16 protein-coding genes are annotated in these 21,885 nt (G+C 72.6%); 8 read left to right on the forward strand and 8 right to left on the reverse strand.

The annotated features are described in order from the left end of the window. Positions 1–16: 16 nt before the first annotated feature. Both BS80_RS28865 and BS80_RS28870 read right to left on the reverse strand, forming a co-directional pair. Complete coding sequence (locus BS80_RS28865) at positions 17–841, reverse strand: hypothetical protein (RefSeq protein WP_035803575.1); 825 nt, start codon at positions 839–841, stop codon at positions 17–19. Between the two features lie 119 nt (positions 842–960). Further along, the gene (locus BS80_RS28870; RefSeq protein ID WP_232246683.1) at positions 961–3,708 is read right to left on the reverse strand and encodes an SdrD B-like domain-containing protein; all 2,748 of its coding nucleotides are present in this window, start codon (positions 3,706–3,708) and stop codon (positions 961–963) included. A 428-nt stretch (positions 3,709–4,136) separates the two neighbouring features. Here BS80_RS28870 and BS80_RS28875 point away from each other — a divergent pair, with 428 nt between their 5' ends. Next, positions 4,137–5,273: a glycosyltransferase gene (locus tag BS80_RS28875; RefSeq protein ID WP_035803580.1), complete on the forward strand. Its 1,137-nt coding sequence runs from the start codon at positions 4,137–4,139 to the stop codon at positions 5,271–5,273. 75 nt (positions 5,274–5,348) lie between these two features. On the opposite strand, the gene BS80_RS28880 is transcribed toward BS80_RS28875, so the two are convergent. Beyond that, positions 5,349–6,845, reverse strand: a complete 1,497-nt coding sequence (locus tag BS80_RS28880) for an IMP dehydrogenase (RefSeq protein ID WP_035803582.1) — start codon at positions 6,843–6,845, stop codon at positions 5,349–5,351. Between the two features lie 298 nt (positions 6,846–7,143). Between BS80_RS28880 and BS80_RS28885 the strand changes: the two genes are divergently transcribed. The 5 genes from BS80_RS28885 (at position 7,144) to BS80_RS28905 (ending at position 13,454) form a co-directional block, all read left to right on the forward strand. Continuing rightward, the gene (locus BS80_RS28885; protein WP_035803584.1) at positions 7,144–7,827 is read left to right on the forward strand and encodes a hypothetical protein; all 684 of its coding nucleotides are present in this window, start codon (positions 7,144–7,146) and stop codon (positions 7,825–7,827) included. Between the two features lie 17 nt (positions 7,828–7,844). Next, a complete protein-coding gene (locus BS80_RS28890; RefSeq protein ID WP_051967323.1) occupies positions 7,845–8,813 on the forward strand; it encodes a LysR family transcriptional regulator in 969 nt (322 codons plus the stop codon). A gap of 101 nt (positions 8,814–8,914) precedes the next feature. Beyond that, positions 8,915–11,098 (forward strand): tetratricopeptide repeat protein, encoded by a 2,184-nt coding sequence (locus BS80_RS28895; RefSeq protein ID WP_051967324.1) that lies wholly within the window; start codon positions 8,915–8,917, stop codon positions 11,096–11,098. Between the two features lie 94 nt (positions 11,099–11,192). Then, complete coding sequence (locus tag BS80_RS28900; RefSeq protein WP_035803586.1) at positions 11,193–12,143, forward strand: NAD-dependent epimerase/dehydratase family protein; 951 nt, start codon at positions 11,193–11,195, stop codon at positions 12,141–12,143. An 84-nt stretch (positions 12,144–12,227) separates the two neighbouring features. After that, positions 12,228–13,454, forward strand: coding sequence for an ATP-binding protein (locus BS80_RS28905; protein ID WP_051967325.1), 1,227 nt, complete (start codon positions 12,228–12,230; stop codon positions 13,452–13,454). A gap of 71 nt (positions 13,455–13,525) precedes the next feature. Here BS80_RS28905 and BS80_RS38180 read toward each other — a convergent pair whose 3' ends face one another. After that, on the reverse strand, positions 13,526–14,272 hold the full coding sequence (locus BS80_RS38180; protein WP_157536657.1) for a class I SAM-dependent methyltransferase: 747 nt from the start codon (positions 14,270–14,272) through the stop codon (positions 13,526–13,528). Positions 14,273–14,405: 133 nt separating this feature from the next. Between BS80_RS38180 and BS80_RS41205 the strand changes: the two genes are divergently transcribed. Then, a complete protein-coding gene (locus BS80_RS41205; RefSeq protein ID WP_408607440.1) occupies positions 14,406–14,567 on the forward strand; it encodes a hypothetical protein in 162 nt (53 codons plus the stop codon). Positions 14,568–14,613: 46 nt separating this feature from the next. Here BS80_RS41205 and BS80_RS28915 read toward each other — a convergent pair whose 3' ends face one another. Next, a complete protein-coding gene (locus BS80_RS28915; protein WP_232246684.1) occupies positions 14,614–16,953 on the reverse strand; it encodes a discoidin domain-containing protein in 2,340 nt (779 codons plus the stop codon). Between the two features lie 278 nt (positions 16,954–17,231). On the opposite strand from BS80_RS28915, the gene BS80_RS38185 reads away from it, so the two are divergent. After that, positions 17,232–17,942, forward strand: a complete 711-nt coding sequence (locus tag BS80_RS38185) for an HAD family hydrolase (protein ID WP_051967327.1) — start codon at positions 17,232–17,234, stop codon at positions 17,940–17,942. Here BS80_RS38185 and BS80_RS28925 read toward each other — a convergent pair. The 3 genes from BS80_RS28925 to BS80_RS28935 all read right to left on the reverse strand — a co-directional run bounded on the left by BS80_RS28925 (position 17,939) and on the right by BS80_RS28935 (position 21,875). After that, on the reverse strand, positions 17,939–19,606 hold the full coding sequence (locus BS80_RS28925; protein ID WP_051967328.1) for a Rossmann-fold NAD(P)-binding domain-containing protein: 1,668 nt from the start codon (positions 19,604–19,606) through the stop codon (positions 17,939–17,941). The two genes, BS80_RS38185 and BS80_RS28925, sit on opposite strands and share 4 nt — an antisense overlap. Before the next feature lie 42 nt (positions 19,607–19,648). Further along, entirely contained in the window at positions 19,649–20,689 is a 1,041-nt protein-coding gene (locus BS80_RS28930; RefSeq protein ID WP_035803591.1) for a phosphotransferase enzyme family protein, read from the reverse strand. 82 nt (positions 20,690–20,771) lie between these two features. Further along, positions 20,772–21,875, reverse strand: a complete 1,104-nt coding sequence (locus BS80_RS28935) for a Gfo/Idh/MocA family oxidoreductase (protein WP_035803593.1) — start codon at positions 21,873–21,875, stop codon at positions 20,772–20,774. Between the last annotated feature and the right edge of the window lie 10 nt (positions 21,876–21,885).

Genomic DNA, 21,885 nt, shown 5'->3' on the forward strand with positions numbered 1-21,885 from the left:
GGTCGACGGCGGGTCATCAGTCGGTGGCCCACGGCGCTTCCGGCAGCTTGGCGGCGGCGTCGTGCCCGGCGAACTCCAGGGTGGTCGGGGTGCCCAGGCCCGGCATCCGCATCGTCACCCTGCGCAGTCCGCCGTTGCCGTCCACCCAGTAGGTCAGCGGGGACTTCCCGCCGTCCGGGCCCGTGCCGGGGGTGGTGCCCTCGGCACGCGGGCCGGACAGCTTGTCGTAGTCGCGGCCGTCGATCCGGTCGCGGCCCAGCCAGCGGGCTCCGGACTGGGCGAGCAGCAGCGGGTTGTCGGGGCGGTCCGCGCCCAGCGAGAGCAGCAGTTGGAGCCCGGCGTCCAGCGGATCGGTCGTGTAGGAGCGCGGCGACCAGCCGGAGCGGGGGATGTGCTCGGCCTGCTGCCAGGGCGGGCTGCCGTCCAGCGCGGGGGCCAGGCCGAGGCCGTCGGTGTCCCAGACGATCAGGCCGTGGTCGAGCTGGCCGGAGGGCGACGCGGACGAGCCGGACGAGCCGGACGCCCCGGTGGTCCGGTAGCTCCCGACGGCGTGGTGCGTGCGATAGTCCACCACCCCGCTGACCCGTAGCACCACGCCGCCGCCCTCCGCGGCCGTCAGGGTCACCGTCACGGGGCTCGCCTGGTACAGGTCCAGTCGTGACAGCGCCAGCCGTGACGCCTCGTCCATCGTCACCGGCCGCTCACCGCCGCCGCCGCCGGACAGGCCCCGGTAGGCGGCCACGCCACCCACCACCGCGCCGCACACCGCGAGCGCGACCAGCGCCCGGAGCCGGCCGGTCCGGCGTGGCGCAGGGGCGTCGATCCTGGTCTTGCGAGCCATCCGGTCGCCTTCTCTCGTCGGTCCTAGGAGCTGCAGTCGGTCGATCGGTCACACAGTCGGGCGGGCCCACCGGCCGGTGGCCGAGGAACCCGCCCGATCCGCTCCAGGACTCCTGGGCCCTAGTCCTGCTGCGCCGGCGTCCTGCGCCTGCGCATCACCACGAGCACCGCCGCGCCGAGGCCGGTCAACGCGGCACCGCCGGCCAGGGCCAGCGGAACCGCCTCGCTCATGCCGGTGAAGGCCAGGTGCGAGCCGGGCGGGGTGCCCGGGCCGGGCGCCACCGGTCCCGGTGTGGTCGGGGTCGGCGTCGGGGGCTGGTCCGGCGTCGGTGTCGGGGTCGGTGCCGGCGTGGGGCTCGGCGTGGGCGTCGGGGTCGGTGTCGGGGTGACGATCTTCTGGTTGACCGCCGTCACCGAGACGCCGGTGGAGAGGTCGTCGGCGTCCAGCACCAGCGGACCGAAGACCGTCGAGTCCGGCGCGCTGTAGCCGGCTGGCGGGCTGACCTCCTGCCAGTAGTACGTTCCCACCGTGCCGTTGCCCTGGCAGATGCCGTCGGCCCCGGTGGTGCAGGGGCTGCCGACCTTGGTGTCCGGCTTCGACCCGGTGGCCTGCAGACCGGTGGTGCCGTTGCTCTCCTTCCAGAGCTGGAACGTCGCCCCGGGCAGCGCGTTGCCGTCCTGGTCGTGCTTGACCACGCGAAGCACGCCCTCCTGCTGACGGAAACCGAAGTCGTAGGTGTGGTTGTTCTCGCCGGGGCCGCCCGTGGTCAGCGCCTTCACGGGGTACGCCGTACCGGGCGGCACGGTGCCCTTGGAGTCGATGAAGTGGTTGGTCCCGACGTCCGCGTCGGTCGGCACCCACTCGTAGAGCGGTCCGCCCTTGGCGTAGTCGGCCGGCGCGTCGAGCTTGATGGTGTAGTCGGTCTTCGGCTTGAGCCCGCCGGTGACGTCGGAGTCGTCGAAGTAGTACTCCCCTCGCGCCGTCGTCTTCGTCGTGCCGACCAGCTTGCCCGCCCCGTCGTACAGGTGGATGGTCACACCGGGCACGGGCAGCCGGCCCGGGTCCTGGATGCCGGTGCGCTGCGGGTCGTACCAGACCCGGTTGCCGATCTGCAGCGGCGCCTGGTCGCAGAGCACCTCCAGGTCGCCCATCGAGGCACCCTTGCCGAACGCCGAGTTGGCGCCCGCCGGGTTGAGCCGCAGGCCGTCCGGCGGGTGCTGCTTGCCGTCCCGCCCGACGAAGGCGGTGCCGGTCCCGAAGGCCGTGCTGTTGGGGTCGAAGCTGGAGACCGCGATGCTGTCCTCCACCTTGGAGAGCGCCATCCCCGCGAACGCGGCGTTGCGGTGGGCCCCCAGCCGGCTGTTGTCGAAGAACCGGGTACCCCGGGGGGAGAGCCCGCAGCCGTCGTTGGTGTCCATCACGTACGTCCCGCCCGACAGGCAGGCCTTGTTCAGGTCTCCGCCCGACAGCACCAGCCCGGGGGTTCCCGGCGTGGGGCCGGCCGGTGCGCGGTCGGCGAACCGGTCGCGGAAGGCCAGCAGCATCGAGCCGTCGGTCTCGAAGCTGATCTCGCCCAACTCCGGTTCCGGCTGGGCCAGGTAGCTCGTGCAGGCTTGGCCGTTCTGCGAGGTCGGCCAGGTGTTGGTCCAGGGCCACCACCCCGTGCCGCCGTCGCACGCGCCCGAACCGACCGTGGACTGCCGGGGGTAGTTCAGCGGCTGGTCCAGCACCGGCTTGCCGAAGGCCCCGGTGGCGAGGTTGAACGGCATGACCACCACGCGCATGTCGGAGGTCTTGCCGGTGGACTCGCCGGAGCAGACACCGCCGACGTAGCCGAGCCCGTCCTGCATGCCGAGGCCGAACGGTCGCCAGTCCACGGCCGCCGGGCAGCCCGGGTCCGGGATGCCGAAGGCGGCCTTGGGCGCCGCGGCGGTCGTGGCGGTGGCGTCGTACTCGTAGAGCTTGCGGTTGTCGAGGTTGACGACGAACAGGGAGGAACCGTCGTCGGTGACCTTGATGCCGCCCAGGCTCTCCTTGCCGGGCGCGGCGAGGAAGGCGTCATCGGTGCCCGGGCTGTGCGCCGTGGTGCCCGCGTCCGGGACCACGGTGAAGAGCGAGGTCTTCTTCGCCGCGATGTCGGTCACGTAGATGCCGCCGGCTCCACCCGGACCGTAGTCCGTGGTGCGCTTGGCCACCGCGGAGGAGAAGACCCGCTTGTCGGCCTTGTTCCAGGCGATGCCGTACAGCGTTCCGGTGTCGGCGTTGGTGGCGATGTCGGTGACGTTGACACCACCCGCGCCGTCCTGGCCGCGCGTGTCGTAGGGGAAGGAGACCAGCGTGCGCTGGGATCCGCCCTCCCGAGTAGCGGGCTGACAGGTCGTCACCAGCGGTGCGTTCTTCTGGCAGTAGTCGCCGGGGCTCCACAGACCGGTGGTGTAGGAGGCGTTCTTCTGGCCGGAGAGGTCGACGAACTCCTCGTTGCTGCTCAGCTGGGTCGGCGCGCCGTCCAGGCCCTGCCGCGAGGCGAAGGCCGGGAAGAGCACACCGGGTTGCGGATTCACCACCTGCACACGGTACTTGCCGCCGGTGGCCTTGCTCTGCGCCGGCGCCAGAGTGACCGTACCGTCGGCGGCCGTGACCCCGTCGACGGTGGTGCCGGCGTCATCGGTCAGGGTCACCGTGACACCGCCGAGGCCCGGCTCGAGTCCGGGTGTCCACACGCCGGTGTCGTCCACGGCCCGGATCACCCGGACCGTCACCGTGCCGTCCCCGGCCTGCGGGTACGCTGACGGCGCCAACAGCAGCGAGCAGCTGCCGAGCCCCACCGTGAGGGCCGCGAGAGCGCCCAGGGTGCGTAGGCCGAACACCCCCGATCGTCGCCCCGCGCCGGGCCCTTGAGTGATGCCGTTCGTTTGTTCAGTTGTGCGTGTCATCCCCTGCTCTCATCGTTCAGATGGTCGGCTGACCGACTTCATGAGGGAGTGCATGGACATGGCGGATAACCGCCTTGCGGGCGAGCTTAAGGGGGATTTAGGCAAGATCGTGCGGGAACGGAGAATTAATGTGCAGCTGCATCGAGGTGTGACCTCGGTGTGGGTTCTCGTTGATCCAACGGTGTGCAACGTGATCTTTAAGCTCTTCGTGCCGGGTGGCCGGCCGGGACCTGGGCGTGTCGCGGCTCATGACCACGGTTCAGAAGCCTCACCCGCAGGCGGCCGGACACGCGCACGCGGGCGGTTGCGACGGCACCCCAGCGGATTCGGATCACCGGGTCGGTCTGGGATACCTTCCCCCGATGCGGATCTTGTTCACCTTCATCGGCGGCAGCGGCCACTTCAACCCCCTCGTTCCGATCGCCCATGCCGCCGAAGCGGCCGGGCACACGGTCGCCGTGGCCGGGAGCGGCAGCATGGTCTCGACGATCGAGGCGGCCGGGTTCACCGCGTTCGCCACGAGTGAGCCGCGGCCCAGGCCACCGGCACCGGAACGCGTGCCGCTGGAACCCGTCGATCCCGAGGGCGAGGACCGACAGCTTCGCGACGGGTTCGCCGGTCGCGGGGCGCGGCGGTACGCCAGTGTGATTCCGGACATTGTCCGTGCCTGGCAGCCCGACGTACTGGTCCGCGACGAGGTCGACTTCGGCACGGCAGTCGCGGCTGAGCTGCTCGGCCTGCCGTGCGCGACCGTGCTCGTCCTGGCGGCCGGGACGTTCCTGCGCAAGGAGCTCGTCGCGGACCCGCTGCACCAACTGCGGTCCGAGCTCGGCCTTCCATCGGACCCGGCGCTCACCATGCTCGACCGGGGCCTGGTCCTGTCGCCCTTCCCGCCGAACTTCCGCTCTCCTGACGCCCCGCTGCCGGCCACGACGTTCTCGTACCGGCCGACAGTCGAGCCGTCGCCGGGGGCGACCTCACGCACGCCGACCGTCTACTTCACCCTCGGCACCGTCTACAACGACCCCGACCTGCACACGCGGGTCCTGGCCGGACTCCGGGACCTGCCCGCGGACATCGTCATGACCGTCGGCGAGCACATCGATCCCGCCGAGTTCGGACCGCAGCCGGGCCGGATCCGCATCGAGAGGTTCATTCCGCAGGACGAGGTCCTCCCGCACTGCGACCTCGTCATCTCGCACGGCGGTTCCGGAAGCCTGATGGGAACCCTCGCCCACGGCCTGCCGTCGGTCCTGCTGCCGATGGGCGCCGACCAGCCGCACAACGCCAGGCGCTGCGTCGAACTCGGCATGGGACGGACACTCGATCCGGTCACCGTCACCCCGGAGACCGTACGCGACACGGTGTCAGCCGTCCTCGCCGATCACGCCTACCGACACGCCGCCGGGCGAGTCCGGGACGAGATCAACGCTCTCCCGGGCGTGGAGATGACAGTCCCCCAGATCGAACGGCTCCATCAACAGCGGCACCGCGGTTGAGGCGCCCGCCTCGCCGCCCGTTCCGTTCCGTGAGCGGGGCGGAACGGGCGGCGAGGCGTGGTTCCTGACGGCTTCTCAGGCGATGGTCGCCGGGGCGTCCCGCAGGGTGACGTTGGCGTGGCTCTCCTGGAAGCTCTGGTCGGAGACCAGGGTGAGCCGGGCCGTGGACTGGAACTCCGCAAGAGTGGCGGAGCCGCAGGACACCATCGTGGTCTTGAGCTTGGCGATGGTCAGGGCGAGCCCTTCGTTGAGGTCACCGGCGTAGGGGACGTAGCCGTCGACGCCCTCCTCGAAGATCAGGCCCTGGCCGCCCTGTCCGTAGCGCTGCCAGTTGCGGGCACGGTTCGAGCCCTCGCCCCAGTACTCCTTCACGAAGCCGTCCCGGGTGGGGAGCTTGGCGCCGGCCGCCTGGTCGAAGCGGGCGAAGTAACGCCCCATCATGACGAAGTCGGCCCCCATCGCCAGCGCCAGGGCCACGTGGTAGTCGTGGACCAGCCCGCCGTCGGAGCAGATCGGCACATACTCGCCGGTGCGCTCGCGGAAGGCGTCCCGGGCCGCGGCGACGTCCAGCACCGCGCTGGCCTGGCCGCGGCCGATGCCCTTCTGGTCGCGGGTGATGCAGATGGAGCCGCCGCCCACGCCGACCTTGACGAAGTCCGCTCCGGCCTCGGCGAGGAAGGTGAAGGCCTCACCGTCGACCACGTTGCCACCACCGACCGGGATCTCCGGGTAGTGCTTCTTCACCCAGGTCAGCGCCTGCGCCTGCCAGTCGCTGTAGCCGTCGGAGGAGTCGAAGCACAGGGCGTCCGCGCCCGCCTCCACCAGCGCCGGGACGCGCTCCTGGTAGTCGTGGGTGTTGACGCCGGCGCCCACCCGCAGCCGCTTGGCGCTGTCCACGGCCTGGTTCGGGAAGCGCTTGTTGTCCGCGTAGTCGGAGCGGAACACCAGATACTGCAGGCGGCCTTCGACGTCCAGCACGGGCAGGCAGTCCAGCCGCTGCTCCCACAGCTGCGCGTTGGCCTCGGAGAGCGTGGTGTCGGCCCCGGTGTGGGGCATGTCGGCGATCGCGGTCATCCGGCCGCTGACCGGTCCGTCGAGGTCGTGGCGCTGGGGGTGGAAGTCGCGGGAGGTCACCAGGCCGAGCAACCGGCCGGTGGCGCTGCCGTCGTGGGTGACCGCAGCGGTGCTGTGGCCGGTCCGCTGCATCACGGCGACCAGGTGGCTCAGGCTGTCGTCGGGGCGGACGTTGGTGTCGCTGGTGACGAACCCGGCCTTGAAGTTCTTCACCTGGCGCACGGCTGCGGCCTGGTCCTGGATCGACTGGTTGTGGTGCAGGAAGCTCAGGCCGCCGTTGCGCGCGAGCGCGATGGCGAGATCCGGTGTGCTGACGGCCTGCATGATCGCCGATGTGAACGGGGAACCGAGTTCGATCGCCGACCGCTCGCCCACGCGGTGCCGCACCAGGGGGGCGCGCAGCTCGACCGTCGCGGGTGAGCAGTCGGTCCGTGTCCGGTTCGGCAGGAGCAGAAACTCGTTGAACGTCCTTGAGACCTCGGCGATGATCTGTGCCACGCGTTCCTCCTGACCCGTCGACCGGGGCCCGACTGCCCGGTCGTGAAGACCGCCCCCGTGCCCCGAGGTCCGGGCAGACAGGTGCCGTCATCGCAGTTGTGGAGGTGCCACGAACTGCGGCAGAGCCCTGACCCGCCCGTGGTGCGAACCGGATGCGGTCGTGACCAGGCACTCTATCGACAGCGGTACCCGACCCACCACCGGGGCCCCGGGGCCGTGCGCCGGCGTTAGCTGAGCTGGTGTCAGGGTTAAGCAGAGCTTGCTTCCACGGGTCGGCGCGCTCGGGCAGGGTGGCCGCATGACCAGGTACCAGAACAAGCGCGTGGTCGCGACGGGCGCCGTCGTGCTGGCGCTCGGCCTCGCGGGGGCGGGCTGCTCGTCCGGCGCCCCCGCTCCCGGGGCGCCCGTCCAGCGGCTCAGTGCCCCTGCCGCCGCCTCCGCGCCCCGCGTCCCCGCCTACCGGCTCAGCGCCCCCGCCAGCGCCGGCGGATTCCCCTTCCACCAGGCGAGCAGCGCCAGTCAGCAGAAGATGGCCGCCGCCGAGCAGCAGAGCGCCCAGCAGCTCGGTATCTCCGGCACCCCCGTAGAGGCGCTGTACGACGATGCGGCGGAGGGTGAGTGGGTCGTCTTCATCGGCATCAACAACACCGGCGGCACGCCCTTCGACCCCTCCCGACTGCACGCCCGGCTCTGGCAGCAGCCGGCCACGCACGACGACGGCACCGGCGACCGGGTCACCACCTCGTGGTCGGACGCCGACCCCGGCCCGCACGGCGGCCGGGGGATCTGCTCGCAGACCCTGGACCAGTCCGGCACCCTCGCCGCCGAGGACAGCGCCTGCCTCTGGATGACCGCCGCCACCTTCGGTGAGGTCACCTTCTACCCGCAGGGCTTCAACGACCGTCAGCTCCGGGGATTCAGCACGACCGACGCCGTTAACCTGATGGTGTCCGTCCGCGCGGACGTGGAGCAGCCGTTGTAGGGCGAGGAGGCGGGGCCGTGGAGTTCGAGCTCGACCCCAGGCGGTTGCTGGTCCTGCACGCCGTCGCCCGGGCCGGCGGGATCGCCGCCGCGGCGCGCGGGCTCTCGGTGACCCCCTCGGCGGTGTCGCAGGCGCTGGCCCGGCTGGAGCAGCAGGCCGGGATCGCCCTGGTGGACCGGACGGGCGGCCGGCTGGAGCTCACCGGGGCCGGCCGGGCGCTGGCCGCCCGGGGTCATCGGATCGCGGACGAACTAGCCTCTGCGGCACGTGACTTGGCCGAGCATGGGCAGCAGATCGCCGGCCGGGTGACGCTCGGCGTCACGCTCGGTGTGCTGACCGCCGTGGGCACCGCGGCCGTTCCGCTGCTGGCCGCCGAACACCCGGGCCTGGCTTTGGAGTTGCGCGAGGTCGAGTACCCGGTGAGCCTGCAGGAGCTGCGTCGCGGCCTGCTGGACGTCGTCGTGCTCACCGCCGACCGCGCGCACGCCCCGCAGGTCCCGCCCGGCGCGCAGTGCCGAGTGGCGATGGAGGACGAGTACCGGCTGGTGGTGCCCGAAAGCTGGTCCCCGGTGCCGACGTCGGTCGCCGAGCTGGCCGGGCGGCCGTGGATCAGCGCACCCGCGGACTCCGCGCGCGGCCACGCCTTCGCCCGGTTCGCCCGCGAGCACGGCATCGAGCCGGCGCGCGAGCACCTGGCGGTCACTGCTCCCGCCGTCCGCGCCATGCTGGCCGCCCAGTTGGGGGCGGTGATCGTGCCGGCCAGCTCGGCCGCGCAGCAGGAGCGCCGGACGGTGACCGGGATCCCGGTCACCGGCATGTTCGAAACCCGGGTGCTGTACCGGAGTTCGGCCGACGGGCCGTCGCCCGCGGTGGGCGCGGTGCTGCTCGCGCTGCGCCGGGCGGTGCTGGAGTCGGCCGAGCAGCTGTCCGCGCGGGGCGTGCTGGAGCGCGATCCGGTCGTCAAGTCCTCGCTCTGGGAGCGATAGTGAGTGCGGCCAAGTGCCTGACAGGACAAGGGTTCTGTGGTGACCTTAGGCGCAGTGGGGGGTGACGTCGCCGGGACGCCCCGTGGCCTGGAGGCGGTTCGGTGGCCGGAGCGAGGAACGAGATCTCTGGCGGGATATTCTTCTCGGCCGTCGTCCAGGGCCGAAACATCGTCATCGAGCTGCCCCAGCAGGTCACTCCGGCCCTGCAGGGGCTGCCTGCCGCGTCGTCGGTCTTCGTCGGCCGTCAGGGGCATCTGACAGAGCTCCTGGAGCAGTTGGCCCCGCCCCGGGCCGGCGGTGGCGAGGCGAGTGCGGGCCTCGCGCCCGCGGCGGGCCGGCCGCAGACCGTGGTGGTGACGGCGGTCGGTGGCCTCGCGGGCATCGGGAAGACGGAACTGGCCGTGCAGGCCGCCCGACGGGCGGGGACCCGGGGATGGTTTCCCGGTGGAGCCCTGTTCGTCGACATGTTCGGCTACGACGAGGCCCGCAGGCTGGAGCCGGCCCAGGCGATCGAGGGTTTCCTGCACGCCCTGGGTGTGCCGGCGGATCACATCCCTCCCGCGCTGCAGGACCGGGCCCGCCTCTACCACTCCATCCTGGCCCGCTATGCACAGGAGGGCCGTCGTATCCTGGTGGTGATCGACAACGTGTCCTCGGTCGCCCAGGTTCGGGACCTCCTTCCGACGGACGGGCGCACCGGGGCGATCGTGACGTCCCGTCACACCCTGGCCATGCTCGACGCCCGACTCCTGGACCTGGACATCCTCGGTATGGACGACGCGGTGCACCTGCTCGACCGCGTGCTGCGGCTGGCCCGCCCGGGCGACACCCGGGTCACCGACCAGCCTGCGGACGCGCAGCGGATCGCCCGGCTCTGCGGTGGGCTGCCGTTGGCGCTGCGGCTCATCGCCGCCCTCCTGGCGGACCGGCCCGCGCAGCCGCTGGCGCAGCTGGCGACCGAACTGTCGGTCGAGCGGGAGCGGTTGGCCGTACTGAACTACGAGGACGCGGGCGTGCAGGCCGCCTTCGAGCTGTCCTACCGCCACCTGGCGCCCGAGCACGCCAGGCTGTTCCGGCTGATGTCGCTCAACCCGGGGCCGGACGTGTCCAGCCGGGCCGTCGCGGTGCTGGCCGGCGCCGGACAGCGGGCGGTCGCGCACGGGCTGGCCGCGCTCAGACGGGCCCACCTGCTGGATCCGAGCCCGGTGTACGAGCGCTGGCGGATGCACGACCTGGTACGCGCCTACGGCAACGGCCTGGCCGAGCAGGACGTCGAGCGCCGCGGCGTGCTGGAGGCGCTCTACGGCTGGTACACCCACTGTGTGGACGTCGCCGACCAGGCCATGCGGCCGGGGCGGGTGCGGCCGGACCTGGGCCCCTACCGAGGCGCCGAACTCGTGGCCTTCGACGACCGCAACGCGGCACTGGAGTGGTGCGGGGTCGAGCAGGCGAACCTGGTGGCAGTGGTGCAGGCGGGCGCGGCCGAGGACCTCGGGCACCTGGTGTGGTCGATCCCGCTGAGCATGTGGGGCTTCCTGACCCAGAACCTGTCCTGGGACCTGTGGGTGGACGCCCACCTGGAGGCGGCGGCCGCCGCCGAGCGCTGCGGCGCCCGGTCCGGACAGGGCTGGCTGCTGAACAACCTGGCGACGGGCTACCGCGTCCTGGACCGGCGCGAGGAGGCCCAGGAGGCCTTCGCCGCAGGGCTGCGGGTGCGCCGCGAGCTGGGAGACCTGCACGGTCAGGCCGACTCCCTGAAGGACATGGCGATGGCCGCGCGGGTCTGGCAGGACTGGGAGGAGGCCCTGCGCCTGTCGTACCAGGCCCTGGAGATCCTGCGGATCCTGCCGGTGCCGGACCGTTCGGGCACCGCCTCGACCCTGGACACCATCGGGGTGTGCCTGGCCCACCTGGACCGTCTGGAGGAGGCCGCGGGCGCGGGGGCCCAGGCGCTGGCGATCTGGGCGGACCTGGACGGTACCCGCGACGACCGCGCCTGGGCCCGCTGCAAGGTCGTGCTGGGCGACATCGCCCGACGCCGCGGCGACGCCGGGCAGGCGACCACGGACCTGCTGGCCGCACTGGAGGTCTTCGAGGGCATCCACGACGACTGGGGCCGGGCCGACGCCCTGCGCAGGCTGGGGGCCGTCTGCGCCGCCGGCGGCCGCGTCGAGGCCGCCCTCGGCTATCTCCGCCAGGCGCTCGACGGCTTCCAGAAGCTGGGCGACCAGGACGCGGCGGCCCAACTGGTCCAGGAGATCCGGGAACTGGAGGCCGACGGCTGACCGGCCAGCGGCCCCGCGCGAGGCCCGTCCGCGAGCAACACCCGGCAGGCCGATTGCGCCACCGCCGGGGGCGGCACTCTGCTTGGATGACCGCATGAGGGTTCTGGTGACCGGCGCGGCGGGCTACATCGGCGGGGCGGTGGTGCGGCAACTGCTGGAGAACGGCGACCAGGTCGTCGCCCTCGTCCACGCCACCGAAGCAGTGTTCCCCACGGGTGTCGAGGTGCGGCGGGGCGACGTCACGGACGCGGACTTCGTCCGGGAGGCCGCGGCGGACGCGGACGGCGTCTGCCATCTCGCCGCCCTGGCCCGGGTCAGGTCCCACGCCGCCACCCCGACCCGCTACTTCCGCCTGAACGTGGGCGGCACCGTCAACGTCCTCGACGCCATGGCGGACCGGACCCGGCGCACCGGCCACCCCGGCAGCCTGGTCCTCGCCTCCACCAGCGCCGTCTACGGAGACCGCGCCCGGCAGCCGATCAGCGAGCAGAGCCCGGAGGTCTTCGCCAACCCGTACGCGGACTCCAAGATCGCCTGCGAGCACGCGGTGCGATGGCAGGCCGAGACCGGCGCCCTGGGCTCGACGGCGCTGCGGATCTTCAACGCCGCCGGCGCGTACGCGGGGCGGGGCGACCGCGACGCGTCCCGGATCCTGCCCCGCGCGGTCAACGTCGCGGTCAACGGCGCGGCCGGCGGCGACGGGCAGCTGCACATCAACGGGACCGGCGGTGCCGTACGCGACTTCGTCCACGTCCTGGACGTCGCCCGCGCCTTCGTCCTGGCCCTGCACAGCAACCGCCCCGGCCACGCCCGCACGTACAACCTGGGCGGTACCCCCGCCAGCGTCGCCGACATCGTCGAGACCGTCGAACGTGTCACCGGCCGCCGCGTCCCGCGACTCCACGGGCCCGAACTCCCGGGGGAGGCCCCGGTCCTGACCGCCGACACCACCGAGATCCGGACCGACCTGGGCTGGGAACCGGCACGCGCGGCCCTGGAGGACATCGTGTTCGACCAGTGGGTGGCGACCACCGCCGCCGTCTGACACCCGCTGCTGACCGGGAACCGGTGCCGGTCCGCGGTTCTGCGGACCCCGTCCGGACCCCGTCCGGACCCGAAACGAGGGCCGATGGCACCACCGGACGACGCCACCACCAACCACGTCGGCGCGGGCGTCTTCCTGTCCGCCGTCGTCCAGGGCCGCGACCTGCGGGTCCGGCTGCCCGCCCAGGTGCACCCGGCGCTGTCCGGACTGCCCGCCGCGACAGCGGCGTTCACCGGCCGCAGCGCGGAACTGACCGCTCTGCTGGACGCCCTCGCACCCGACGTCGACTGCGACCCCACCGTTGTGGTGCTCAGCGGCCTGGCCGGGATCGGCAAGACCGCACTCGCCCTGCAGGCCGCCGACACCGCCCGGCGGCGCGGATGGTTCCCCGCAGGCGTCCTCTACACCGACCTCCGCGGCCACCACGACGAACCACCCCTGCGCAGCGCGGATGTGCTGGGGGGTCACCTGCGCGCGCTCGGAGTCCCGGGCGACCGCATCCCGCCCGGCATCACCGACCGGGCCCAGCTCATGTCCACGGTCGTCGCGGCGTTCCACCGCGAGCGCCGCACCCTCCTCGTCGTCCTCGACGACGCGGGCGGCCACGACCAGCTCCTGCCGCTCCTGCCCACCGGACCCGGCACCCGCACGATCATCACCTCGCGGTTCCCGCTGCCCCACCTGCCCGGCGTCCCACCGCGACACCGACTGCTCCTGGACCCACTGGACCCCGAGGACTCCGCCCGCCTGCTGCACCTCGCAGTGACCCTGGCCGATCCGCACGACACCCGCGTCGCCGACCAGCCCCGCCACGCGACCCGCCTGACCCAGCTGTGCGGCGGCCACCCCCTCGCGCTGCGCACCGCCGCCGCGCAGCTGGCGGAGAACCCCGCACGGCCCCTGTCGGCACTGGCCGACGACCTCACCGATCCCGGCACGCGGCTCGAGGAGCTCAGCCAACCGGCCGCGACCCTGCGCATCGGCTTCGACCGCTCCTACCGGCAGCTGACGGCGGACCAGGCACGCCTGTACCGGCTGCTGCCGTTGACCCCCACCCCGTCGGTGTCCGTCGCAGCCGCCGCCGCCCTCCTCGGCACCGACCAGCGCACCGCCCACCGGCTCCTGCGCGAACTGGCCCACCTGCTCGAACCACCGCGCGACGACCAGCCGTACTGGACCATGCACAGCCTCGTCCGCCTGCACGCCGACGAGCACGGCCGACGCACCGCCGAGACCGACGGGCGCGCAGCAGCCCACGCCAGGCTCCTGGCCCACTACCGCGCCACCGCCGAAGCCATCGAGCAACCCTGACGCGGGGCCGCGGTGCGACGCGAACGGCCCGCACGTAGGCGCGACGGCGGTTTCCCGGCGCTCATGGACGTTCACGTCCTCCTGCGCGCCAGAACGAGGAGGAATGGCGGCAGCTGTGCCCTCTGCGGCTGTTCGGCGGCGACCTGCGGGCCGGCGGCGGGCTCTGCCGTTGCTTCGAGCAGGAACCCGTGGGCGACCAGCGCGTTGAGGTAGGTGGACAGCTGCCGGTGCTGGTTTCCGGCTCGGCGCACGCCCTGGGGGTTGTCCGAGCGCCAGAATCCCTCGCTCACGTAGTCGCCCACCACGCGGCGCGGACGTCCTTGTGCCGAATCGGTCCAGGCCGCATGCGGTGCTTCGAAGCACGGGTGCGGGATGGTGAAGGCCAGGCGACCGCCCGGGGACAGGACGCGTTGCGCGGCGGTCAGTGCGGCATCGAGGTCGGGAACGTTGTTCAGGGAGAGCCCGGCTGTCACCCAGTCGACGGAGTCGGTGGCCACCGTGGCCAGAACGCATCCGTCGTCGATCGCGTAGCAGGCTCCGGTCGACAGGTTTCTCTCGGCGGCCTGGGCGTGCTCGATCATGCGCGGTGAGGGATCGATCCCCGTAACCCGCGCACCGCGGGCGGCCAGGGCGCGGGTGATGATCCCCTCGCCGCAACCGAGGTCGAGAATGCTCCGGCCGGACAGCTCGACGGGCAGACAGTCGAGGAGGATGTCACGGCTGAACTCGTTCATGGCGGAGCCGGTGCGCAGAAGCTCGGCGTACCAGTCGGCGATGGTGTTCCAGGTGTCAGTCATCAAAACCCAGACGCTACTCACCAACCACCTTCACAAGCAACGGAGTTATCGACCGATCCGCTGGATTTGGATCATCGTGCGCCGTGCGGGTCGGGCTGACGCACGCCCCCGGTGGCCCGGCTGGAACCGGGGGCTGGGTGTGTGGTGGGTCCGTATGGGGGGACTCGTCCTGCCTTCGCAGCGGGCCACCCTGGTGATCCAGATCAACACGGACATCTCCTCCCAGGGCCAGGAGCCCTCCAGCCTGCTGGCCCGGGCCATCACCGCGATCGTGACCCCGGACAACAGCTACGACAGCGCGTTGCCCCCGCGCTAGCGCGGGGGCAGTGCCGCGACCGCCCCGCCGTTAGCCCACTGTCGGTTCAGCGCACTTCGAGGCTGAAGAGGGAGTAGCCCCAGGTGGTGCCGCGGGTGATGCCGTGGAACCGGACGTAGCGGGCGCCGGTCGGGGTGAAGGCCAGCGTGTCGGCGCCGGCGCCGGTCAGGTTGCGGCGGGAGGCGACGGTGGTCCAGGTGGTGTTGTCGGTGCTGGTCTGGATGTCGTAGTCCTTGCCGAAGGCGGCCTCCCAGGTGAGCCGGGCGCTGCCGTAGGCCCGCGGGGTGGGCCCGAGGTCGACGGCGAGCCACTGGTCGTCGCTGTAGGCGCTGGACCAGCGGGTGACCGGTGAGCCGTCGGTGGCGTACCCGGCGGGGAAGGCCGGGGTTTCGGTGGAGGACGCGGTGGTGGGCCTGCCCTGGGCCTGGTCGGCCGGGGCGCGCAGTTCGAAGGCGTAGAGGGAGTAGCCGTACCCGGTGGCGCGGGTGATGCCGTGCATCCGGACGTACCGCGCGGTCACCGGGGTGAACACGAGGTCGTCGGTGCCGGGGGCGGTCAGGTTGCGGCGGGAGGCGACGGTGGTCCAGGTGGTGTTGTCGGTGCTGGTCTGGATGTCGTAGTCCTTGCCGTACGCCGCCTCCCAGGTGAGCCGGGCCCGGCCCAGGTACTGGGGTGCGCCGAGGTCGACGGCGAGCCACTGGTCGTCGCTGTAGGCGCTGGACCAGCGGGTGGTGGGGTTGCCGTCGGTGGCGTTCGCGGCGGGGAAGGCCGGGGTCTCGGTGGAGGACGCGGCGGTGGGCTTGCCCCGGGCGAGGTCGGGGTCGGACGGGACGGTCAGCGGGTTGGGTAGGTAGGAGGTGCCGGGGCCCTGGCCGGCCGCCGCGGCGGTGAGCAGGAACGCACCGGCGTCGGTGCCTGCCTTGGTGCCGGACCAGGTCTTGGTGGCGACCGCGGCGAGGTATCTGCCGACCAGGCCGTGGACGTCCAACTCGGTGTAGGTGGCGTGCACGAGGTCGTTCCAGACTGCGGGCATCGCGCCCAGCAGGCCGGCCTGTTGCGGAGTGAGCGTCTCGCTGCCGGGGAAGACGTGCGGTTCCCAGGAGGCGAGGATCCAGGCCGGATCCAGGCCCTGCGGGTGGTAGTAGGTGGCGAACGGCACCACATACAGGTAGGCGTCGTTGGTGTTGACCACGCTGTAGCCGTCGCCGAGCGCCTCCTTGGGTCCGTACCAGCCGTTGTTCCAGCTCTCCATGGTGATCGCCCGGTCGTAACCGGCGGCGGAGCCGGACATCTGGTCGATGCTGCCCCACATCGCGGGCTGCTTGCCGAGCGTGCGGATGTGCGCGGCCATCGTGTTGACGTAGGTCTGGAACTGCGCGGCCGGTCCGCTGTACTCGTCCGCGCCCAGGTGCAGGGTGGGCCCGCGGAACCAGGGGGCGAACTCGTCGAAGACCGACCGCATGAAGGTGGTGGCGGCCGGGTTGGCGAGGTCGAGTTGGTCGGACTTGCCGCCGTTCAGGCCGATCGACGGGTTGAACGCGATGAACGCTCCGGCGTGCGCGGGTGCGTCGAACTCCGGGATGATCGTGAGGGAGTTGGCCGCGGCCGCGTTCTCGAAGCCGTCCCAGTCGGCGCGGCTGTACGAGCCGTCGGCCGCCGCGAGCCCGGCGAACGCCGGGTTGTCGCTGCGCAGCCGGAACGCGTGGTACTGGGTGGACCAGTCGGTCCCGCCGATCTCGTTGTCGTTCAGGTGCAGATGGAAGGTGTTGAGCTTCAGCCACCCCATCCAGTTGATGTACGCGGTGATGAACTGCGGCGTGAACCATCGGCGGCCGACGTCCAACACGAAGCCGCGCACCGGGTAGTTGGGGTAGTCCACGGCGGTGCCCTGCGGCAGGCTCGCCCGGTCGGCGGCCGACAGCAGGGCCTGGAGCAGGCTGCGGGTGGCGTAGTACGCACCCGCCTCCGCACCCGCGGTGATCACCACGCGGTCCGAGACGGCCAGTTGGTACGCCTCGCCCTTCAGCGAGCTCAGCGCGCCCCCGTAGGACGCGCCCGGGTCGACGGTGAGCACGATGTCCCCGGCGCCCGGGACGCCGGTGGCGGCGGCCAGCGTCCAGCCGAGCAGTTCCCTTGCTTCGCTGACCAGTTGACCGGCGATCTGGGTGAGCCGGGCCGAGGCGCCGGCTGGGGTGACCACCCGGGCGGCCGGGCTGAGCTTGAGTGTTCCGGTGCTGCCGGTCCACTCCTGGAGCGCCGGTACCACCCCGGCCGGAGCCGGATTGGCGGCGGCCGGGGCGGCGTTCGCCCGGCCGGGGTCGAGCAGCGAGGCCGAGGCGGCGGCCGCGAGTGCGCCACCGAGCAGTGAGCGACGGGAAATCGGCATGGGTGTGGGCATGCGCATGACGACCTTATGAGTGAGGGTGGCCCCTGCTCGACATACCTGGGGTGTGGGGTGGGGGCTTTCCGGCAGTTATTCCACTGCCGCAATGCACTGTCAAGACGCGCGTCAAAGCTATACAGGTCTAGACCTATTAGCAGTAACGTTTGAAAAGAGCAGGCCAGTGGGCATATGTGACGTACAGTGGAGTGCATAAAGCGGAGGACTCGATCTCGAAACGTGATCCGGGCGAGGCCGGCCCCCGAGGGTGGTCAGATCGACCCATGGTGGATGTACGCGCGCTGGCCCTCGACTTCGGCGGCACCCTGGCGCGCCCGGGGCCGCGCCCCGACGGGGCGATCGTCGCGGAGGTTCTGCGTGGACTGGCGGGAACCGTCGTCCCGGACGGCTTCCCCGCCGTCTTCGACGCCGTCGGCCGACGCATCCGACGGGAGGACCGCGCCCGGGGTGTGCAGAGCCTCTTCGCCGAACAGCTGCACCGGGCGGCGCGGGAGTGCGGCGCCGTGCTCCCCGATCTGCCGGGCGCCATCGAGGCGTTGTTCACCGCGGTGCCCGATGCCGAGGTCGACCCGGCGGCGGCCGACGCGCTGCGCCGGGTGCGGCGTGACCACGGCGGCCTGAGGTGCGTGCTCGCCTGTGACACCCAGCGCCCCGAGAGCGTACGCCGGCGCACGCTCCGGGCGGCCGGCCTCGCCGACTGCTTCGACGCCCTGGTCCTGTCCAGCACGGTGGGGGCCCGAAAGCCCCACCGCCGGTTCTACGACGCGGTGGTGGACGCGGCGGGCTGCCGGCCGCAGGAGATTCTCTTCGTCGGGGACACCCCGGCCAAGGACGCGATCGGACCGCACGCGTACGGCATGCGCGCAGTTCTCGTCACCCCGGCGGCGCGCCCGGACGGTCTGCCGCAGGAGATCGGTGTGATCGGGCACTTCGCCGAGCTGCCGGGCTATCTGGCCCGGCTGCTGCGAAGCTAACCCCCCGGAGTGCAACTGAGCGAAGCGGTCCGCCGGTTGGGCAGCCGCAGCCCCAACTGGTCGGGGCTCGGCTGGTCGGGGCTCAGGTGGTCAGGGCTCGGCACCGGCTCCAGCCGGCCGCCGGCGCCCGGTGCGGCGTACAAGTCGTAGTAGGCGTCCCAGAGTCCGGCCTCGGTGATGGCGGCGTCGGCCGGGGCGGTGTGCAGTCCGGCCGGCACCCGGCCGGGGTCGGCGCACAGGGCGGCGGCGGCGATCAGGGTGCCGGCGCGGTAGGCGTCGTAGCCCTGGCTGGGGATGGAGTCGGCCTCGAAGAGATTCATTGAGCGGCCGTTGCCCAGCACGGTGACCGCCCGGCCGCAGGCCAGCTCGAAGCGCAGGCCCACCCCGGGGATCTCGGTGGCGCCCGCGCGGTGGGCGCCTTCCGTCAGGACGGAGAAGTCGCGGGTGGCGAACGGGGCGAGCAGCACCTCGTCGGGCAGTCGGCCCAGGTCGGCTTCGGTCAGGGCGACTTCGCCGGTGGTGCCGATCACCAGGAACGGCGTGCCGGCGGCCAGCGCCTGGCCGGCGGTGCGGTAGGTGGTGAAGCCGCTCTCGGCCGCGTCGATGAGGGCCGGCAGGTCGGTGTCGACCACGTCGACCCGGCAGCCCAGATCGCGCAGTTGGGTACCGAGCCGGGAGCCGAGGGTCCCGTAGCCCAGCAGCAGGACCTGGCGACCGATGATCTTGCGGTCCGGCAGCAGGGCGCGCAGCCGGCGCAGGCAGGAGTCGGCGATCTCGCGGTAGCCCAGACGGGACTTGACCTGGGAGCGGGCCAGGTTGAGCACCGGGATGGCGAGTTCTCCGGCGGCGGCGATGCGCTTGATGCCGCTGACGGTCAGTTCCAGCGCGGCGTCCACCCGGCGCGGCGCGCCGAGAGCGCCGTAGCCGCGGGCCAGCAGCCCGCCGTCGTCGACCACCAGGACCCGCCGGCCGGCCGCGCGGGCGGCGTCGAGGAACGCGTCGATGTCGCGGCCGACCCGGGCGAGTTCACCCTGATGGGCGGCCGGGTCGTTGACGGCCGTGTTGTCCAGGACGTCGCTGCGGTAGCCGCGGGCCTGGAAGGTCGCGTGCACCCGGTCCCGGTTCCAGGTCCGGTCGCCCTTGTCCAGGGCGAAGATCCACTCGGCGGGGATGCCGGCCCGCTCCATCGCCAGGACGAATCCCGTGCTGTGCTCCAGGTAGTGGTCACGGAAGATCAGCGCCCAGTTCTCGAAGGCCGGCTGAGCGCCGCTGTAGCGCTCCAGCAGCGGCATGGCGGCCCGGATGCCGTCCAGTTCGCCGTCCGTGTAGGGCAGCGCATGGGCAGCCAGCGTGTCGCGCAGTTCGGCGGCGAGCCGTCTGCCGCCACTGCCGGGGCCGGGGTCGATCAGGATGTCCACGGCGGCGGGCGGGGGCAGGTGGAAGCCCAGCGTGCGCGGTGCCTGGGGCGGCAGGCTCCGGAACCGCACGGTGACCAGCGGGTGTGAGGTGACCGGGTCGGCCAGCCGCAGCGTCCCGGCGCTCTCCCGCACGCACCGGAGCTGATGGCGCGTGGCCAGCGCGGTGACGGCGGCGGTGACCGCCTCACCGCTGATCGGTCCGCTGAGGACCGCCCACTCGTCCTCGGCTGTGGCCGTGGTGGACATCGTCACTCCTTCGTTCGTGGTGCGCCGCCCCGGCGGGAGCGGTCAGTGCCGGTGGGCGGCCTCGGCCAAGGCGCTCTCGACCTCGCCGAGGCGCTCCAGCAGGCGCTGGGCCGCGGCGTGCCGCAGCAGCCAGAACCGGTCCAGGTCGTCCTGGAGCAGGCCGGGCGCGAGATAGTGCTGCTTGACGCCGTACAGGCTGGTCAGCAGTTGGAGCAGTGCCACCCGCGCGCAGGCGGTGACGTCGGCCGCGGGCAGTCGCGGGCCGGTCTCCAGGTAGGCGCGGACCAGGTTCACCCCCGAGGCGATCCAGTCCTGGTCCAGCACGACCGTGCGCGGGTCGAAGGCGATCCGGCCCAGTTCGTAGGCGACCGCGAACGGGTCGGGTGGCAGGAAGTCCAGGACCGCGGTGAGCTCGTCGCCCCGGAACAGCAGATTGACGGCGGAGTAGTCGCCGTGCAGGACCTGGCAGGTGAGCGGCGGGAGCCCGGCCAGCAGCGCGGGGACGTGGTGCAGCACCGCGCGCCGCTCGGCCAGCGTCCGTAGTGCCTGCGCGTCGAAGGCGTCGGGCCTGGCGCGTTCGCCGGCGACGGCCAGCAGCTTGCCGACGGTGGCGTCCAGGTGCCCGAGGTCCGGGTGCAGCCAGCGCGCCAGCTTCGCCGACGGACCGCGCCCGGCCGGGTGGTCGGCGAAGGCGGTGTGAATGCGGCCCAGGGCGGCTCCGGCGGCGCGCTGCTGGGCGCGGTTGAAGGCACCGTCGACGATCGCGCCGGGCACCCACTCCCACACCGAGAGGGCGACACCGTCCCGCTCGACGACGCTCTGCCCGTCGGTCGAGGGCCGCACCGACGCGACCGGCACCTGGTGCAGGCCGGCCAGCCGGCTCTGCTCGACCGCCTGCCGTTCGCGTTCCAGGTCGCCGCCGCCACCCGGATACTGCTTGACGAACAGCACGGTGTCCGCCACCCGGGCACGGTAGTTGACGGTGACCTGGCCGACCGGAAGCCGCTCCAGCACGGCGCCGGGCAGGCCGTAGGCGCGGGCCAGCACCGTGCTGGGAGCGGGCTGCACCCTGGGGTCCGACACGACGTCTCCTCGGTCTGCTCGCTGCTTCTCGTCCTGCGACGACAGCCTAGGCAACACCCCGGGCGATCCCCGGCCGGGGCGTTCACGCGGCGGGCTCGGTCGAACGGACCGGGCACGGTGTGCGCAGCCGCTCGGCCGTGCGGGCGATGAGTTCGAGCGGTTCCAGGTCGAGCCGGGGTGGTCGGCCGGGGGCCAACAGCGCGCTGACGCCCCGTCGGATCGCGGTGTCCAGCGGGGAGTCGTGGATGACCCGGTCCTCCAGCAGCCGTCCGTCGCGCTCGACGGTGAGGCGGTGCGCGTTGCGGGGCAGGCGCCAGCCGGCCGCCGCGCCGACCGGGTCGAGGTCGAGCCGGAAGGCGGTGGCGCCCGAGCGCAGCAGCACGTACCGCCGGCGGTGCTCGGAGCCGGTCGACGGTGCCAGCCAGCCGGCGGTGTCCGTGGGCGGGGGACCGACGGCTGCCCGGGAGGGTGCGAGGACGGCGGAGTACAGCTCCAACGCGGTCCCGCAGGCCAGCGCCGTCCGCTCCTCCAACGCGGTGGTGAACAGGGCCGGGTGGTAGCGGGCGCGCAGCTCGCCGGCGGGCTCCCGCCCGCTGAGGTATCCCCGGACCGCCCCCGGCGGCAGCAGACGGCGCAGCACGGCCAGCATGTGCAGCCACTCGTAGCCCAGGACCCCGTAGTCGAGATCGACGAACCGGCCCGCGGCGATGTCCGAGGAGCGGTCCTTGGTGAAGACGATGCGCAGCCACTCGGGCACCTCGCGCTGCGGCCCGTGAGCGCGGACGGCCTCGGTGAGGACGTCCAGCGCCCGCGCGTGGGCGTACTGGTCGATGACCACCACCCGGGCCCGGGGGTGCAGCGCCAGCAGGTCGCGGAGCTGCGCGATCTCCCGGCTCGGGCAGGCGGGCTTCTCCAGCAGGACCCGCGCGGCCGGCTGCCTGGCCAGCAGGGCGCGCAGCACGGGCAGGTGCTCGGCGGTCGGGCAGCAGACGGACCAGACGTCCGTGCGGTCGACGATCCGGTCGGGCAGCCGCTCGACGGCGCTCCAGCCGGCGCCGCCCGGCAGGTACCGCGCGGACTGCGGGTCGACGACGGTCAGTTCGGCCCCCATGCCGCGCAGGACGGTCCCGTGGAGCCGTCCCGCGACGCCGAAGCCGACCAGGCATGCGCGCAGGGGTGTCGTCAACGTCGCTCCG

The organism is Kitasatospora mediocidica KCTC 9733 (assembly GCF_000744225.1).
GTDB lineage: Bacteria > Actinomycetota > Actinomycetes > Streptomycetales > Streptomycetaceae > Kitasatospora > Kitasatospora mediocidica.

What these genes read in the sequence shown, in the direction of transcription:
- BS80_RS28865 (WP_035803575.1), bottom strand. Translation starts at nt 841, where the DNA reads ATGGCTCGCAAGACCAGGATCGACGCCCCTGCGCCACGCCGGACCGGC.
- BS80_RS28875 (WP_035803580.1), top strand. Translation starts at nt 4,137, where the DNA reads ATGCGGATCTTGTTCACCTTCATCGGCGGCAGCGGCCACTTCAACCCC.
- BS80_RS28885 (WP_035803584.1), top strand. Translation starts at nt 7,144, where the DNA reads ATGACCAGGTACCAGAACAAGCGCGTGGTCGCGACGGGCGCCGTCGTG.
- BS80_RS28900 (WP_035803586.1), top strand. Translation starts at nt 11,193, where the DNA reads ATGAGGGTTCTGGTGACCGGCGCGGCGGGCTACATCGGCGGGGCGGTG.
- BS80_RS28905 (WP_051967325.1), top strand. Translation starts at nt 12,228, where the DNA reads ATGGCACCACCGGACGACGCCACCACCAACCACGTCGGCGCGGGCGTC.
- BS80_RS41205 (WP_408607440.1), top strand. Translation starts at nt 14,406, where the DNA reads ATGGGGGGACTCGTCCTGCCTTCGCAGCGGGCCACCCTGGTGATCCAG.
- BS80_RS28915 (WP_232246684.1), bottom strand. Translation starts at nt 16,953, where the DNA reads ATGCCGATTTCCCGTCGCTCACTGCTCGGTGGCGCACTCGCGGCCGCC.
- BS80_RS38185 (WP_051967327.1), top strand. Translation starts at nt 17,232, where the DNA reads ATGGTGGATGTACGCGCGCTGGCCCTCGACTTCGGCGGCACCCTGGCG.
- BS80_RS28925 (WP_051967328.1), bottom strand. Translation starts at nt 19,606, where the DNA reads ATGTCCACCACGGCCACAGCCGAGGACGAGTGGGCGGTCCTCAGCGGA.